This is a genomic window from Peribacillus sp. S4 (assembly GCF_046715815.1).
Classification (GTDB): Bacteria; Bacillota; Bacilli; order Bacillales; family DSM-1321; genus Peribacillus; species Peribacillus frigoritolerans.
The window spans coordinates 1,323,362-1,338,664 of the sequence record NZ_CP175708.1; the positions used below are offsets into that span (position 1 = coordinate 1,323,362).

Sequence of the window (15,303 nt, forward strand, 5' to 3'; positions counted from 1 at the left end):
CTAAGCGAACCAGGCGAATGTAGTGGGTGAGGAGGAGATGTATGCTAACTGCGATAAATAAAGAAGGGACTTGGATTACCCTCCCTGAAAAGATACCGGCAAACATGATTGATGACTGGAGAAAGTCAGCAGATTATTACTGTCCATGCTGCAAGATGGAATTGACCATCAAAGCGGGCAGTGTAAGGGTTCCGCATTTCGCCCATAAAAATAGTTCTTCATGCCGTGCTTCTTCAGAACCGGAATCCGCCTATCATTTAATGGGAAAAAGAAAATTGTTTCAGTGGTTTTTATCACATGGTTATCAAGTGGATCTAGAAGCCTACCTTCCCGAAATTAAGAAAAGAACTGATATTTTAGTGAGGATAGGAGGTAATCGTTATGCGATAGAATTTCAATGCTCAGTTATCCCCGAGGCGGAATTCATGGAAAGGTCAAGAGCCTATCAAAGCATAGGCATTAAACCAATCTGGATCCTCGCTGCAAAAAGCTTAAAAAGGAAAAGCTTTTATGAATTCAGTATATCCCGCTTCCAATGGCTCTTCGTCACCGGCAGCTTCCATCATCCGTTTCTTTGGATGTATTGCCCGGAAACTGATCATTTATCAGTATTGAAGAACCTCACTCCTTTTACCCCTAGAACCGTCTTTGCCGAATTGACAACAGCTTCTCTAAAGCTCCTTCCCCCGAGTCGGGCAGTGCCCCAAAACTGCTTTCGTTTCCCTTTCCTGCCTGTATGGAGATATAAACGAAATGGCTGGTCGCTCCATCGAGTGAAAACAGCACGCAGATGCGATCCTTTTTTCGAAGCCCTATATTTACATCATATTTCACCTGCGACACTTCCAATTGAAGTGGGTGTTCCCGTCAGAGGGATGCTGTTGATCGAAACTGCCTCAATCGAATGGCAGGCATGGTTATACATGGATGCGTTTCAAGAGAAAAGAACAGGGGAAAAGATTTATATGGCTGATATTATCCGCATTTTTAGAAAGCGTTCAAAAAAAGGGGAAATAAAGTTCAGACCGTTGCCATTGCTTCATGAAAAAACCATCGAGTATCCTATTGATCAATATATCATGCTTTTGGAACAATTGGGTTATCTATCAAAGCTGGAAGAAGGGGTTTTTAAAATTGAAAAGGAATTTACCCTTCCCTTCACCAGTGATCAAGCTCAAATTTTGGAAAAAGATTTCTATGATAAGCATAAATTGATGATGGAAAAGGGGAATATCCAGTATAATCAGTGATGACATCTCAATTTATCTTGAATTCAGATGAAATGGCAGGATTATTTTTGTAAATGGAGAAATAGTAATAAGAACTGGGAATTAAACAGAATGAAGCATGGCAGTGTTCAATCCGGTTTAATGAGTTAGCCCAATGGCAAGTTTCTATAGAATGGGGAGGAATTTTTATGGCACAGGAAACAAAAACGAATACATTACCTTCAAGAAGTGAAATAGCTCCTGAAGATACTTGGAGACTGGAAGATATCTTCGCAACCGAGGAAGATTGGGAAGCTGCCTTCAAAGCGGTAAAGGAAGACCTCAAGAAAGCGGAGGCGCATAAAGGGACGTTGGGAGAAAGCGCAGAAAAGCTATTTGCGGCCCTCCAACTTCAAGATGAGGTTTTCGAGAAGCTAGGGAAAGTTTATTCTTATTCACATATGCGCAATGATCAAGATACAACCAATCCATTTTATCAAGGGATGGAGGATCGGGCAAAAGCTTTATACGCACAGGCAGCGGCTGCGTTTTCATATATGGTTCCTGAACTATTGAGTATTGACGAAAGTAAAGTGGAAGGGTTTTTGGAAGAAAAAGAAGAATTGAAATTATATAAACATTCTTTAGAGGAAATTAATCTTCAGAGACCCCATATCCTATCAGCAGAGCAGGAAGAACTATTGGCACAGGCATCAGAAGTACTCGATGCATCGGGTAATACTTTCGGTATGCTTAACAATGCCGATCTGAAATTCCCGACCATCAAGGATGAAGAGGGAAATGAAGTGGAAATTACTCACGGAAGGTATATCAGATTTCTTGAGAGTGAAGATCGCCGTGTACGTGAGGAGGCATTTAAAGGGGTATACAGCAAGTACGGGGAGTTCCGTAATACATTTGCTTCAACACTGTCAGGTGAGGTGAAAAACCACAACTTCAATGCCACGGTTCGAAAATATGATTCAGCACGCCAAGCGGCTTTAAGTAATAATAACATTCCGGAGACCGTATACGATAATCTCGTTAAAACGGTCAACGACAACTTGCCATTACTGCACCGTTATCTTGATTTACGTAAAAAGGTACTGGAATTAGATGAACTTCATATGTATGATTTATTCACTCCTCTTGTTAAAGAAGTGAAGATGAAAGTGACATATGACGAGGCCAAAGATTATGTCCTTAAAGGTCTTGCTCCGCTAGGGGAGGACTATTTGAACGTTTTGAAAGAGGGATTTGAAAACCGTTGGGTCGATGTGCATGAGAACAAAGGGAAACGAAGCGGTGCCTATTCTTCGGGGACATACGGGACGAACCCTTATATTCTAATGAACTGGCAAAATAACGTCAATAACTTATTCACGCTCGTTCATGAGTTTGGGCATTCGGTCCATAGCTACTATACACGTAAACATCAGCCATATCCATACGGGAATTATTCAATTTTTGTAGCGGAAGTTGCATCCACTTGTAATGAAAACCTGTTGAATGATTATTTACTGAATTCAATCGAAGATGAAAAGAAACGCATCTATTTACTGAACCATTACCTGGAAGGCTTCCGTGGCACATTGTTCCGACAAACGATGTTTGCTGAGTTTGAACATACCATTCATTTAAAAGCTCAAAATGGAGAAGCGTTGACGGCGGATATGCTAACTAAGGAATATTATGGGCTGAACAAGAAATACTTTGGCGAGAACGTGACCATTGATGAAGAAATCGGTTTGGAATGGGCTCGTATTCCACACTTCTACTATAATTACTATGTTTATCAATATGCAACTGGAATCAGTGCAGCAACAGCATTGAGCAAGCAAATCCTTGAAGAAGGAGAGCCTGCTGTCAAAAGGTATCTGGAGTTCCTGAAATCAGGAAGTTCCGATTATCCGATTGAAGTACTCAAAAAGGCCGGCGTCGATATGACAAAAGCCGAGCCTGTACAAGAAGCCATGAATGTATTCGAAGAAAAATTAAATGAGTTGGAAGAACTTTTGAATAAATAGGATGTGGATAGGACCCGAACACTTCGGGTCCTTTTCATCTTTATCTGGATATCCGTCATAATCCTTTAAAACGATTTCTCTGATTTAAGCTATGAAGAATTATGAACAAAACAAAAAATAAAATAGGGGAGGTAAAATACAGAGGAATGAGGTCCATGATACCGAGTAGCTGGACAAATAGCGACCCCATCAAGAGTATGAGTAGAATAAAGCCTTTCAATTTGGTCACCTCCAACCTGGCAGCAGTAAAAACTCATCTGCTCATTATTAGATAGTATGTTTTAGAATAAGCAGTATTCTAAGAATATGACAATAATGTGAAGTCGCGCACAAAGTTCTTGCAAATAAGGTGTGTAATCTGCTATAGTACAGATATAGAAGTTATCACATCCCAAACATATACCCCTTTGTTTGTTCGTCGTGAAATTTCTCCTATCCCCTTAATCGTATAAATAGGTGAAAACCCCAGCAAATTTCGTGATTTGCCGGGGTTTTTCATGTCCATGAAATATAATGGTACCGGTAGTAATAAAAGTTGAACGTTAGCTGAATGAATAAAAAGAAATGTTTAGCCATTTTTGTGATTCATTTCACAAATAGACTCAATCCCATACTAAATCAGCTATCAAAACACGTATGGCCTAAAAATTAAAACCGTCTCTTATTTAGCTATATATACTAGAAAGGATAATAAAAGACGAACAATATATATTGTGAACAATTTGTGAAAAGTTACACATATGGTTGAAACATAAATGGGTTATCTGTTATATTGTATATTGTGAAGTGAATCACAAACAAACTTATACCCCTTTGTTTGATCGTGAAAAATTTCTCCCATCCCCTTATTTCTTATAATAAAAAAACCATGCAATCTTTTGATTTGCATGGTTTTTCCCTTTTTATAACAAAGAAGCAGTCAAATTCATGACTGTTTCTTTGTGTATCTCCAAAACGTTCCGTATTTAGCAGGAATTTTCTCTGCCAACTGTTTTAAAACAAGCTTTTTCATTTCCAACTCGACGGTATTCTTACTCATATTATAAACCGTTTCAATCTCCTTTGTGGCCACTAGTTTGAAACAGCTTAGAAATTCTTCGAGAGAGGGAGGGGGTGCGGGGGCTGGAAGACCATTCAGCATATCTTCTAAAATTTGAACATATACCTCGTAAGAATAGACACCTGAAACCTTTATTCCCTCTTCTTCAATATTTTGATTGAAAAAGACAAGGGAAGGTATTTCAGTCACTTCCATTTCACCTGTGATTTTCATGTCACATTGAAAGCCTTTTGCTGCACTGGAAGAATTGATGTCATAAAGGAATTCCTCCACATCCAAACCGACCATTTTGGCACATTCGGTCAAGACCTCGATATTGGATATATCCTTTTTACCTATGAATACAAATTCTTGAAGCTGCCTTAAAAAACGAATGGCCAATTTACGGCCCTGCAATTCCGCTGCCTTTATTGCGATGGAAGCTGTATATGGAGAAGAGATTGGGTTTTCAGACCAAAGGCTCCCGTCGCAGGACATTCCCGAGCGGCTGGCTGTCTTTTCCCAAACTTGAGCAAGGTTTTCATAATTTTTATTTTTCCCCATATTAAGAGAATCGATTTTACCGCTTAAAACATGGCGTAAACTGAACAGTTGGCCATATTCTATCTGTAATTTCCTAATAATTGGTTCTAAGCCCCAGCATTCGGGACAAAGCGGATCAACAAAAACATAAATTTCAATTGGCTTTTTTCCTATTTCATAGCAATGCTGCGTCTTGATCCAATCGGAAATATTGAAAACTGGTTTTTGTGCGCTCAACTGTCTTCTCCTTTCCCGTCAGTTCCGGATGTATTGATCATATGCTGTGCCGTCAAATAGAGGCGGTGATAGAAAAACTCCCTAATCTCACCTTCAAGGCCAACTTCGTCCATGGCTTGATACATGCATGAGAGCCATGCTTTCGCACGTTCTGGTGTAATTTCAAAAGGTATATGTCGAGCCCGCAACATAGGATGGCCATGCTCTTCGGTATATAAAGAGGGACCGCCTAAATATTGAGTCATAAATTGTTTTTGCTTACGGACCGTTTCAGTTAAATCGTCAGGGAATATTGGCTGCAGATCCGGGTGTTGACTAACGTTGGAGTAAAACACATCAATTAATTTGTGTAATTGCCCTTCTCCAATTAATTCATATGGTGTAGGGTTCCCTTGCATCATGTTGATTACTCCTTTTAAAGAAAGATGGTTGATATTTATTCATATTTTATCAATGACGTACTGATATAACAAATATATAGCTTAAAGAAAATTTTACATCTGTAGTATGACACAGGGAAATGATCGAAGATGACAGCATTTGAGGAGCTTTACCATTTGTTCAAGGTGCGTGGAAGAAGCATATATAGACATGAAAAAACTGACCCATCATAAAAAAACAGGGTCAGCTTGCTTTAGCTTGAAAATGTGCCATAAACTTTTTGGACATAGTTCTGAGTTTCTTTAAAAGGAGGGATGCCGTTATATTTATCGACATTTCCTGGCCCAGCATTATATGCAGCAAGGGCAACCTGAATGTCCCCGTCATAACGAGCCATCATTTGACTTAAATATTTACTCCCGCCCATGATGTTTTGTTCTGGATCGGTTGCATCATCCACCCCAAGGCTTTTTGCAGTTGCTGGCATTAACTGCATAAGGCCGGTTGCACCCGCATAACTGGCGGCTTCAGGGTTGAAGTTCGATTCTTGTTTAATGACAGACTTAATCAATTTTTCCGGGAGATTATATAAACTTGCCGCCCGGCTGATGATATGATCATAGTTTGTTGCGTTTCCGCTGCTCTGATTGTTAGCATGGGCAGCGGAAATCGGGTTGATCTTCATGGATGTCAGGCCGATGGGTTGAAGAAAGGACTTCTTCGCTTCCGTTTCCACATTGGATAATAAGGAACCCAATGTCTGCGAAGTGCCTTCTAGAGCATCACCCGAAACCAATGCCGAGAGCATGTCCTGGAAAACGGAGCGAGATGAATTTGTATTTTTGATGTTGCCGTTCGTGAATTGCTCGATTGCCTGCAATTCCATAAACGTTTTGAAATCTTGGATTTTCAAACTCTCCACCTCCGAATGGGTTCAAACAGGATTATTTTTGGAATTTGGCACGATAAAACCTCTTAACCTTATTTTCGGTTTCCCTTACCGGAATTTTAAGGGTTTCAAGGAGGGTCAGGAAGTTTTCTTTCCCGGCTTTTGCATCCGACACTTCATATTCAAGCTCAAAGTCTTCCTGATTCAAATACGAACTATGGTCTAAAACGAGCAGACCCTCTTTGTAAGGAAATTCAAAACGGTCTGTCTGTAGTGTCCCAAAGCAGGTAAAGTCTTTTGGATCAATTCCGCACTCGAGGATAAGATGTCGGATCTCGCCATCAGGGAATATGTTATGTTTCAGGAAGCCATATGCGGTTTCTTCAGGAATATCTTGATTCGTTTCCAATAATCCTTCTTTAGCGGGCTGTTTTAAAGTCAGCTCGTATCGCCCATTTTTCTCCCTGATCCTAAGTGCAGAGTCTTGCTGTTTCAAAGAGAATCCAAGTGTATCGAAGTAATGGTTTTTCTGTGTTTTAAAGTTCGATGCCCCGACATGAAAGTATTCGATCAGTTGACGAAATTCTTTTTCGCTTAAGAGGTTTTTAAATTCAATTTCAATATGCTGGTTCATGTGTCCCATCCTTTCTCGCTGATTCTTAGGTTAATCATATAAGAACCATTCCAGCTGTCAAATTGAATTCAATAATTTTTTGCTATTGTACTTGAATTTTTAGGAATCAATTGCAGGATATGATAAAATATAAACGTTGAGCACGAGAATTGGTCAATCGTATATATAGAAATTTAATACATATTCTTTGCTAGAGAAAGATTTAATAGGAACCAGTGGTGAATTGGCATAAAGTCATTTGGCTGCTGGGTTTAGGAGAGCGTTCTGCCCATACCAGAGTTGAACAGGCGCTTTTTAGATAGATATAGGTGGTGTGGCAATGGAGAGTTGGGACGATTTCTTGGCGCCTTATACTCAGGCTGTCGAAGAATTGAAGGTTAAGCTAAAGGGTTTAAGGAAACAGTTTGAGAGAGAGAATATTCACTCACCGATCGAATTTGTAACAGGCAGGGTAAAGCCGATTGTCAGCATATTGGATAAGGCGAGCCTAAAGGACATTCCCATTGATAAATTGGGAACTGAGATCCAGGATATTGCAGGGCTTCGCATGATGTGCCAGTTCGTGGATGATATCGAACAGGTGGTTGAACTTTTACGAGGTCGAAATGACTTCGAGATAGTCGAGGAGAGGAACTATATTTCCCATAAAAAAGCTAGCGGCTATCGTTCTTATCATGTTGTAATCCGCTATCCGGTCCAGACGATCCATGGCGAAAAGAATATCCTTGCCGAAATTCAAATCAGGACTCTTGCGATGAATTTTTGGGCGACGATTGAACATTCTTTAAATTATAAATATAAAGGCATTTTCCCGGAAGATATTCAACTGCGACTCAAACGTGCAGCTGAAGCTGCCTTCCTGCTTGATGCAGAGATGTCGCAAATCCGTACGGAAATCCAGGAAGCCCAGCGTCTTTTTTCCCGGAAGAAAGATTCTTGAACAAATAAATGGGTAAACGAGAAGAAATCTAAATTGAAGGTGGGATTACATGAAATTTGCGATTACGTCAAAAGGAGATGCGAAATCGAATACTTTAATGCAAAGGATGCGAACGTATCTTCAGGACTTTCATTTGGAATATGACGAAGATCAGCCGGATATTGTCATTTCTGTCGGTGGTGATGGCACTTTATTATATGCTTTTCACCGTTATAAGAATCGATTGGATAAAACTGCCTTTGTTGGAGTACATACAGGACATCTTGGGTTTTATGCAGATTGGACCCCTGATGAAATTGAAAAATTGGTGATAGCTTTAGCCAAAACCCCATTTCAAATAGTGGAATATCCACTGCTCGAAACGATTGTCCGTTATCAGCATGGAGGACGGGAAAACAGATTTTTGGCTTTGAATGAATCGACAGTCAAAAGTGTTGAAGGGACGCTCGTAATGGACGTTGAAATACGCGGCCAGCATTTCGAGACGTTCCGTGGAGATGGTTTATGCATTGCGACGCCATCTGGAAGCACGGCGTATAATAAGGCGCTTGGCGGGGCCATCGTCCATCCATCAATCGATGCCATCCAGATTACCGAATTGGCATCCATTAATAACCGGGTGTTTAGAACGGTAGGATCTCCACTTCTGCTGCCGGCACATCATACATGTATGTTCAGGCCGGTCAATGCGGTCAATTTTCAAATTACGGTCGACCATTTGTCCTTGCTTCAGGAAAATGTAAAGTCGATACAGTGCCGGGTGGCAGATGAAAAGATCCGATTTGCCAGATTCCGCCCTTTTCCTTTCTGGAAAAGAGTGCATGATTCATTTATTGCTAATTAAGGAGATAGACTCACCTCATGTCAAATCAAAACTTTTCTTTGACCTGGTCGGTTTCTGAAGAGGATTCTGGCTCTTTATTGCGAGAGTTTCTCAGCAAATGCGATATTTCAAAACGAGCATTAACGGATATTAAGTTTAAAGGTGGATATATCCGGTTGAACGGCGTAGAAGTAACCGTAAGGGAACGGATTGAAACAGGTGACACCGTTACCGTCATATTCCCGCCGGAGCAGGCAAGCGAAGGCCTTTTACCGGAACCGATCCCCCTGGATGTCAGGTATGAAGATGAGTTTGTATTGGTGGTGGCCAAACCCCCTTTCATGAATACCATTCCTTCCCGCGAGCATCCCAACGGCAGTCTGGCGAATGGCTTGGCGGGTTATTATAGGAAGACGGGAGTACAGGCGACGATCCATATAGTTACACGTCTTGACCGGGACACATCAGGTCTGGTTTTAATTGCCAAGCACCGGCATATCCATCACCTATTAAGTGAACAGCAAAAATCAGGACAGGTTAAACGGAGATACCAAGCCATAGCTGAGGGGATCGTTGAAGGACCTGTAGGAGAGATAGTGGCGCCAATCGGACGAAAATCGACCAGCATCATCGAACGGGAAGTTAGGGAAGATGGCCGGCATGCCTGTACCCTATTTAAGGTATTGGCACACACAGAGTCCCATACATTCCTTGATTTGGAACTCCAAACAGGGCGTACGCATCAAATCAGGGTCCATATGGCTCATATTGGTCACCCGCTGGCTGGTGATGATTTATATGGAGGGAACAGGAGAGGTATACCTCGCCAAGCCCTGCATTGTTTTGAGCTGAAATTTTTACATCCTTTCACAAAGAAGATGATGTTGTTTCAAGAAGAGTTGCCAGAAGATATGTCCCGTTTGCTCGATGGAAGTAAAGGATGGCATTCCTGATTTTATAACGGGGCACATTAAAACGAACGATTCAGGATTTTAAAAAAAATCATGGACGCAAAAAAACTCACCAAGATGGCGAGTTTTTTTGGTTAATCAAAAGATGTCCTGAATTTTTCCGCTATATATGGCATGGTTGAAGGCACTTCTTGAAGATCCATTTCGGGATAACGGACAGCCGTCAGTTTTCCACCGAAGACGCAGCCTGTATCAATATTGTATGTATGATTGACTTGTCTAGCTTCAGGGACAGGTGTGTGGCCATATACGATCCAAGATTCCCCTTTGTATGATTTGGCCCAGTCTTTCCTGACCGGAGACCCATCCGGATGTTTGGAGCCATTTATATCACCATAGAGGACAAAGGTTTTTACTTTACTGCTATATTGACCAATATAGTCACTGCGAATTCCTGCATGGGCAATGATCAATCGCCCTTCATCCATGATTTGATAAAGTGGGGAGCGTTCATATAGATCCATGAATTTTTTTCGGATTTTCTTCTGCTCCCGACTGTTCAGTGATTCATATTCAGCTACAGTAGTTTCTAAACCGTGTGATATTTGTACTTTATTGCCTGAAAAATAACGATACAATTTATTGCAGTGGTTACCTGGGGCATACCTTGCTATATTTTGGTTAATGACTAATTCATGGACAACCTCGATTACTTGAAGGGAATTGGGGCCGCGATCGGTTAAATCCCCTACAAAGCCGAGAATCCTTCCAGAGGGATGTACAGGAACCCCAGTCTCCCATGTATAGCCCATTTTTTCGGTCAGCTGCCTGAATTCAGCGAAACATCCATGAATGTCCCCTATGATATCGATGTTCATTTGACACATCCTTTGTTTGTTTTGTATATGTTTATGGTATTAGTATAGTATTATTTAAAAAATAAAATATAAACGAAGAAATGAAAAATTTGTTTTAGGAGGTGTATGGTTATGGAGGAGATGAAGGACCGGGAGAGGGAGCGGGAGAGTAGTCAAGTGAATAACGAGTTTTTGCTTGAAGCGCTTAAAACGGAAAATCTAGATCAGTTCCGTACGGAGTTCCTCGAAATGCATCCTTATGATCAGGCTCAATTTTATACAAGCTTGTCAGATGAATTCAGATCCGTCATTTACACATATTTGTCACCGGAAGAAATGGCGGACCTTTTTGAGAATATAGAAATAGATGAAGAGGATTATGAAAGCCTGTTGGCTGAAATGAATCCTTCTTACGCAGCCGATATGCTTTCCCATATGTATGCGGATGATGCTGCTGACGTCCTGAATGAAATCAATGATGAGCAGGCCGTCAGCTATTTGACCATCATGGATGATGAAGCGGCAAGCGAAATCCAGGAACTTCTGAATTACGAGGAATCTACGGCAGGAAGTATCATGACGACAGAGTTCATTGCCATTGAAGCAAATGAAACGGCTCGATCAGCCATGCAGATCTTAAAAAGGGAAGCTCCGGATGCGGAAACGATATATTATGTGTTCGTTACCGATCAGGAAAAGAAGCTGCTTGGTGTTTTATCGCTGAGGACTTTGATCATTGCAGATGAAGATGCTTTAATTGGTGAGTTAATGGATGACAGGGTAGTTTCCGTACCTGTATCTGAAGACCAGGAAGAGGTGGCACGAAAAATAAGGGACTATAACTTCCTTGCCGTGCCGGTCGTCGATTTCCAGAACCATTTGTTAGGGATAATTACGGTTGATGATATCATTGATGTCATGGATGAAGAGGCATCCGATGATTATTCTAAACTCGCCGGTATATCTGATCTGGATCATGTTGATAAGAGTCCATTTTCAGCTGCAAAAAAACGGCTGCCATGGTTGGTCATCCTCTTGTTCTTAGGCTTGCTGACTGCGAGTTTGATTGGGCGATTCGAAGAGACACTAAGCCAAAAAGCGATTCTGGCTGTATTTATTCCATTGATTGGCGGCATGGCTGGAAATACAGGAACACAAGCATTGGCAGTGGCGGTCAGAGGAATCGCAACAGGTGAATTAGAACAGGAAAGCAAGTGGAAACTAGTCCTTCGAGAGGCTGGAACTGGCCTTATTATTGGTCTGACATGCGGAATTGCCATCATTTTCATCGTCTATTTTTGGCAAAAAGATTTAATGCTGGGGTTATTGGTCGGTATTTCGATTTTCATAACTCTGATCGTTGCCACACTTGCCGGTTCAATCGTCCCGCTTCTCATGCATAAAATGAAAATCGATCCAGCAGTAGCTTCAGGTCCTTTCATTACAACTATAAATGACCTTATCAGTATTCTTATTTATTTCGGATTAGCAACATTATTAATGGGCTATTTACTATAAGTCAAAGATGGCCCTCCTGGAGGGTCATTCCCAGAGGACTTTAGAAAACGGTGTTTTTATCAAAGGAAATTTGATATACTGTCATTAGTAGCAGGTACTAATAACTTGTATTAAAAATAGGAGGTCACATACGATGACTTTTTCATTAGAGGGAAAAACGTTTGTCATAATGGGTGTTGCGAATAAAAGAAGTATTGCTTGGGGAGTTGCCCGTTCCTTACATAAAGCAGGTGCAAAGATGATTTTCACTTACGGAAAAGACCGTACGGAAAAAAGCGTTAGGGAACTATCTTCTACATTGGAAGGGGAGCCCTCCATCATTTTACAATGTGATGTAACGAAGGATGAAAGCATTGAAAAATGTTTTGCGACGATTAAGGAAGAAACAGGTATCATTCATGGCGTGGTACACAGTGTCGCATTCGCTAACAAGGAAGAACTGGACGGTGAGTTCGTCAATACGAGCCGTGAAGGGTTCTTGCTTGCCCATAATATCAGTTCATTTTCTTTAACGGCTGTAGCTAAAGCGGCGAAAGAAATCATGCCGGAAGGCGGCAGCATCGTCACAATGACGTATCTTGGCGGTGAACGGGTCATGCCTAATTATAATGTAATGGGAGTGGCTAAAGCTTCACTTGAAGCCAATGTCCGTTACCTGTCAAGTGATCTTGGCAAAGATAACATTCGAGTGAATGCTATTTCAGCGGGACCTATCCGTACCCTATCCGCAAAAGGTGTTCGCGACTTCAATACCATTTTAAAGAAGATTGAAGAAGAAGCACCGCTTCGTCGTACAACGACACCAGAAGAAGTAGGGGATACGGCAGTATTTTTATTAAGTGACATGTCCCGCGGGATTACCGGGGAAAATATCCATGTGGATTCTGGTTACCATATAATCGGATGACAGTAAAAGAAGGGGACCGATATCGGTCCCCTTTTTTATTGATTTTCCACTCCTCAGGAATCCTTAATTGCTGCATCCTCATTTGAAATCTATCCGGTTTTTTTCCATCTTCAAATGTTTTAGTTTTTTTTCATAAATGCCCAGCATATCCAAGCTTGGTTGATGTCCTTTTTTGAAGGAGTGTCACATCTCCAGCATAAAGAAGGGTGAGTTTCATATAAATGATACATAGAGCGGATATTCATTGTTTCGAGAATCGGCATAAAGCTGCTTTCAACCCTATTCGAGAAAAAGAAGGAGGGGTATCATGGACGTGGAAAAAGTTGGTGTGCCTTGTGCTGATGGAAAACAAACTATACAAAATACGCTGAAGAGACATATCAATTTACATGGAAAAAATATCAGTACTTCATATACCGCCGAGGAATTGGTGGAGCTATTGTCCCGACTTCCAGCCTTTGCACCTAAGCCTGTTTGTAAGTTCATTATCAATGACCGTACACTATTCGGGAAATTGGAACAAAAAAAAGAATCCAGTTTGTTCATAAGGCATAAATTCGGGAAAAAAGTTGTCCAATACCAAATGGAACAGCTGCAGTCCGTGGATATTCTGAAATATTAAGGAGGGTTTTCATGTCAGGGAAAAATGGCGATAAGGAATCCAAACCACTTATATATGTCGATCAAGCAAAAATATCAGATCTGCGTGGAAATATGCAAAGTGATTTTCGAACGAAAAAGGCTAAACCTCAAGACAGCGCTGAGCCGGAACTTCAGGAAGAAGCCGAGCATAAAGAAGAAAAAATCGAACAGGTCAAACGCGAATTTGGCGTTTATGATGCCATGATGGAAATTGAAAAAGAGATTACGGGATTAAGGAAAATCACGGAAGAATATGTCCCTGAGCAAGCTCCGGTTGAAAAAATGGAACATCCTGAACAAATAGAACAGGAAAATGAAAAGCCAGTTAAGAGAAAAAGGAAAAAGGCGGAGAAGAAAGAATCTTCACATGACATCATTTCCCGCCTATCCAATCATCAAGGTTTTCCAAAACCATTATGTGAGGCTGTAATTAACGGAGAAAAGCTTCGGTTTCATGTGTTGGGCATGAGAGGGGAATCAGTGAAAATTAAAAGAGGGAACCATATCCGTTTCGTGGGTCTGCCGGATATCATCGATGCCAAAATAATTGAAGAATCCAAGTGAAGGAGCAATATTAAATGTTTCCCCCACAAAGTGAATTTACCTTATTTATCATATTAGGCTTGGCTTCCTTCAGGCTGACACGCTTGATCGTTTTCGATAAAATCATGGAGCCGCTGCGCAGCCCCTTTTTTAAAGAGATAGAGGAAAAAAATGAAGAAGGAATTGTGGAAATATTTTTAATGCCCAAGGAAAAGGGTCTGCTGGGGTGGATTGGTCAATTGCTAAGTTGTTTTTGGTGTGTGGGTGTCTGGGTCAGTCTTTTTCTGGTTTTCCTTTATATCCAACATTGGTTTATAGGCGACGTACTGATATTGATCCTTGCCGTTGCAGCAGTAGGAGCGATAATTGAGGTCATAATCAGCAAAATTATGGACATTTGATTGGAAACAACTTGTCTAATCATTCATATAGTATGATATAGATCTTAAAGGAGGAGTCATGAATTGAATCAGAAACAGAATAATCCATGGGCATATGCAAAACCGATAAAAAAAGATCAGCCAATCAAAATCAAGAAAGATTGTGGCTGTAATAATAACAATAAAAATAAAGGCTATTGAGTGAAAAAACCCTTCCATTTTGGAAGGGTTTTTTATTTCCTAATCCTACCATTCATAAAAAAACCGTTAAACAAGAAAATAACAATAGAACGATAAATTAGGATGTGATTCTATGTTCAGACAAGGAAGATATTTTAAGGGAAGCTGGCTGATTTTTATAGTTGTTTTGTGTGTGCTTACGGCGTGCAGCAATCAGAATGATGGAAAAACGGAGAATTTCGCGATGATTAAACGTACGAATCCTGAACCGATGGATATCATTAATGGAATGGATGAGAAGGATGAAAAGGGACTGATCTCAAAGGTAAAGGATACAGTTGCTAATGAAGACACAATCTATGACGTGATCGTCGTGAAAAACGGGAAAAAGATTATCGTCGCTTATAAAGTTAAGCACTTACAACGTTTTCATATGAAGAAAATCGAAAAGACTGTGACTGAAAATCTGGAAGAAAAGTTTCCCGAGAATGATTTTATTGTTTCAAGCGATTATAAAATCTTTTTGGAATCAGTAAGGTTGAACGAGTTACTCAAGGAAAAGGATGTTCCCGAGAAAAAGGCAAGGAAGAAGTTCAAGGAAATCGAAGAACTTCAAAAAGAATTAATTTAGAAGAGAGGTTCAA

General features: G+C 40.7%; 16 protein-coding genes. 11 read left to right on the forward strand and 5 right to left on the reverse strand.

Going from position 1 to position 15,303, the window contains the following annotated elements; translation table 11 throughout:
• The first annotated feature begins 41 nt into the window (after positions 1–41).
• Together ACJ9PY_RS06360 and pepF are read left to right on the forward strand one after the other, a co-directional pair.
• Positions 42–1,250, forward strand: coding sequence for a competence protein CoiA (locus ACJ9PY_RS06360; RefSeq protein WP_411739667.1), 1,209 nt, complete (start codon positions 42–44; stop codon positions 1,248–1,250).
• 167 nt (positions 1,251–1,417) lie between these two features.
• Entirely contained in the window at positions 1,418–3,235 is a 1,818-nt protein-coding gene (gene pepF / locus ACJ9PY_RS06365; protein WP_411739668.1) for an oligoendopeptidase F, read from the forward strand.
• A 925-nt stretch (positions 3,236–4,160) separates the two neighbouring features.
• Here pepF and ACJ9PY_RS06370 read toward each other — a convergent pair.
• From ACJ9PY_RS06370 to ACJ9PY_RS06385, 4 genes are all read right to left on the reverse strand, one after another.
• Entirely contained in the window at positions 4,161–5,054 is an 894-nt protein-coding gene (locus tag ACJ9PY_RS06370; RefSeq protein ID WP_411739669.1) for a ClpXP adapter SpxH family protein, read from the reverse strand.
• Positions 5,051–5,455 (reverse strand): globin, encoded by a 405-nt coding sequence (locus ACJ9PY_RS06375; protein WP_053534150.1) that lies wholly within the window; start codon positions 5,453–5,455, stop codon positions 5,051–5,053. The genes ACJ9PY_RS06370 and ACJ9PY_RS06375 overlap by 4 nt, the downstream gene beginning before the upstream one ends.
• Positions 5,456–5,688: 233 nt before the next feature.
• Positions 5,689–6,357: a lytic transglycosylase domain-containing protein gene (locus tag ACJ9PY_RS06380; RefSeq protein ID WP_411739670.1), complete on the reverse strand. Its 669-nt coding sequence runs from the start codon at positions 6,355–6,357 to the stop codon at positions 5,689–5,691.
• 22 nt (positions 6,358–6,379) lie between these two features.
• Positions 6,380–6,958, reverse strand: a complete 579-nt coding sequence (locus ACJ9PY_RS06385) for a CYTH domain-containing protein (protein WP_268590588.1) — start codon at positions 6,956–6,958, stop codon at positions 6,380–6,382.
• Between the two features lie 319 nt (positions 6,959–7,277).
• Here ACJ9PY_RS06385 and ACJ9PY_RS06390 point away from each other — a divergent pair, with 319 nt between their 5' ends.
• Genes ACJ9PY_RS06390 through ACJ9PY_RS06400 form a run of 3 tightly spaced genes read left to right on the forward strand, consistent with a single transcriptional unit; the run spans position 7,278 to position 9,674 of the window.
• Positions 7,278–7,898, forward strand: coding sequence for a GTP pyrophosphokinase family protein (locus tag ACJ9PY_RS06390; RefSeq protein ID WP_034314484.1), 621 nt, complete (start codon positions 7,278–7,280; stop codon positions 7,896–7,898).
• Positions 7,899–7,947: 49 nt separating this feature from the next.
• Complete coding sequence (locus ACJ9PY_RS06395; protein WP_034314482.1) at positions 7,948–8,742, forward strand: NAD kinase; 795 nt, start codon at positions 7,948–7,950, stop codon at positions 8,740–8,742.
• A 17-nt stretch (positions 8,743–8,759) separates the two neighbouring features.
• Entirely contained in the window at positions 8,760–9,674 is a 915-nt protein-coding gene (locus tag ACJ9PY_RS06400; RefSeq protein WP_336058898.1) for an RluA family pseudouridine synthase, read from the forward strand.
• Between the two features lie 92 nt (positions 9,675–9,766).
• Here the strand turns inward: ACJ9PY_RS06400 and prpE are convergent, their stop codons facing one another.
• A complete protein-coding gene (prpE, locus tag ACJ9PY_RS06405) occupies positions 9,767–10,510 on the reverse strand; it encodes a bis(5'-nucleosyl)-tetraphosphatase PrpE (protein WP_057278897.1) in 744 nt (247 codons plus the stop codon).
• A gap of 120 nt (positions 10,511–10,630) precedes the next feature.
• On the opposite strand from prpE, the gene mgtE reads away from it, so the two are divergent.
• The 6 genes from mgtE (at position 10,631) to ACJ9PY_RS06435 (ending at position 15,290) form a co-directional block, all read left to right on the forward strand.
• Positions 10,631–12,007: a magnesium transporter gene (mgtE, locus tag ACJ9PY_RS06410; RefSeq protein WP_063577822.1), complete on the forward strand. Its 1,377-nt coding sequence runs from the start codon at positions 10,631–10,633 to the stop codon at positions 12,005–12,007.
• Positions 12,008–12,140: 133 nt separating this feature from the next.
• The gene (fabI, locus tag ACJ9PY_RS06415; RefSeq protein ID WP_034314473.1) at positions 12,141–12,914 is read left to right on the forward strand and encodes an enoyl-ACP reductase FabI; all 774 of its coding nucleotides are present in this window, start codon (positions 12,141–12,143) and stop codon (positions 12,912–12,914) included.
• 307 nt (positions 12,915–13,221) lie between these two features.
• Positions 13,222–13,536: a hypothetical protein gene (locus ACJ9PY_RS06420; RefSeq protein ID WP_034314470.1), complete on the forward strand. Its 315-nt coding sequence runs from the start codon at positions 13,222–13,224 to the stop codon at positions 13,534–13,536.
• Between the two features lie 11 nt (positions 13,537–13,547).
• Positions 13,548–14,120 (forward strand): hypothetical protein, encoded by a 573-nt coding sequence (locus tag ACJ9PY_RS06425; protein WP_411739671.1) that lies wholly within the window; start codon positions 13,548–13,550, stop codon positions 14,118–14,120.
• Positions 14,121–14,134: 14 nt separating this feature from the next.
• Positions 14,135–14,500 carry a DUF1360 domain-containing protein gene (locus ACJ9PY_RS06430; RefSeq protein WP_034314467.1) on the forward strand — a complete coding sequence of 122 codons (366 nt, stop codon included), beginning with the start codon at positions 14,135–14,137 and terminating at the stop codon, positions 14,498–14,500.
• 292 nt (positions 14,501–14,792) lie between these two features.
• Positions 14,793–15,290 carry a YhcN/YlaJ family sporulation lipoprotein gene (locus ACJ9PY_RS06435; protein ID WP_141554872.1) on the forward strand — a complete coding sequence of 166 codons (498 nt, stop codon included), beginning with the start codon at positions 14,793–14,795 and terminating at the stop codon, positions 15,288–15,290.
• Positions 15,291–15,303 lie beyond the last annotated feature (13 nt).